Source organism: Pseudomonas sp. CM25, from assembly GCF_013179705.1.
GTDB lineage: Bacteria > Pseudomonadota > Gammaproteobacteria > Pseudomonadales > Pseudomonadaceae > Aquipseudomonas.
Genome location: NZ_JABMCW010000667.1, coordinates 1 through 1,095 on the forward strand (window position 1 = coordinate 1; position 1,095 = coordinate 1,095).

Sequence of the window (1,095 nt, forward strand, 5' to 3'; positions counted from 1 at the left end):
ATCTACTGGCGCAATGCCAGCTAGCGGATAATTCACTCACGACCAGTCGAGACCTAAACCGCTCCAGGCTTCCGCTTTCACAGGCCTAACGGGGACTGCTCCTTGCGGTTGGAATGGGTTAGGCGACGGATTTTTTTGGGCTGTGCTTGCCACTCTCGGTCAGCTCAGCGTGCATTTGGTCTATCGCTGTACCGGCTAAGTAGCTCGGGTTGCTGATCTGCCCATTGCGAATGCGGAAGACTGTCGATATGTCGCATTTGGCACGCCCTGCAATGGCCTTGTAGGTCATGCCAGAGCCAAGCAATGCATCCAGTTTTTTCGGAAGATCGGTAGCACTCATGGCTGCCTCCTTTGTAGATATGCACATCATCATGCACCAGTGCATATGTGTCAACGATCCGCTGTATTGCTCTATGCACTGCTGGGAGGCAGCATTGCACCTATGCATAAATCGATAGATAAAATCCTTGCTCAACTGATGGCCAGAGACGGCATCACCCAGATTGAGCTGTCGAGCCGGACTAGCGTCGGGCAGTCGACCATTTCCCGAATTCTCAAGCCGCAAGGCCCAAAAGGGATCAAAGAGCCGACTGATAAGCAGGTGCGACCTCTTGCCGATTTTTTTGGAATCACCACAGATCAGTTGCGAGGCTACGAGCCTTTAGGCGAGGCCGAGCCTGAAGCCCGAGATCGCAAAAACCTGTCTACTGCCGAGATCGTTAAGCAGATGCTCGCAAAGCATGGCAAGGGCCTTTCTCTGGATGCTCGACAGAAAATCGCCGAAGCCATTGAGGAGAAGTCTGCCGAGCAAGCCGCTTCCAATGTCATTGCCGTCGACTTTTCTCGCCCGGGACAGGTTGGGGACGAAGTGTGGATCGCTCACTACGACGTACGCGGGGCTATGGGAGATGGTGAGGTAGCTCACGACTTCCCTGAAATGCTGCAGGACATCCGCGTGAGCCCCACTCACCTACGAGAGATGGGCGTAGAGTTCAAAGAGCATTTCCATCTGAAGCTCATAACGGGTGTTGGTCAGTCCATGGCACCGACCATCAAGAGCCGCGATCCCTTGGTCGTTGACATCAGCATCCGTGA

At 54.1% G+C, this 1,095-nt stretch carries 2 protein-coding genes; one reads left to right on the top strand and one right to left on the bottom strand.

The genetic code is table 11. The features are described from left to right. Positions 1-118: 118 nt before the first annotated feature. Complete coding sequence (locus HP546_RS30525) at positions 119-340, bottom strand: helix-turn-helix domain-containing protein (RefSeq protein ID WP_110159927.1); 222 nt, start codon at positions 338-340, stop codon at positions 119-121. A gap of 102 nt (positions 341-442) precedes the next feature. On the opposite strand from HP546_RS30525, the gene HP546_RS30530 reads away from it, so the two are divergent. Further along, positions 443-1,095: XRE family transcriptional regulator (locus HP546_RS30530; protein ID WP_172233691.1), on the top strand; the 653-nt coding region annotated here is incomplete at its 3' end.

Coding starts and splice junctions, on each gene's coding strand:
- HP546_RS30525 (WP_110159927.1), bottom strand. CDS start 340: ATGAGTGCTACCGATCTTCCGAAAAAACTGGATGCATTGCTTGGCTCT.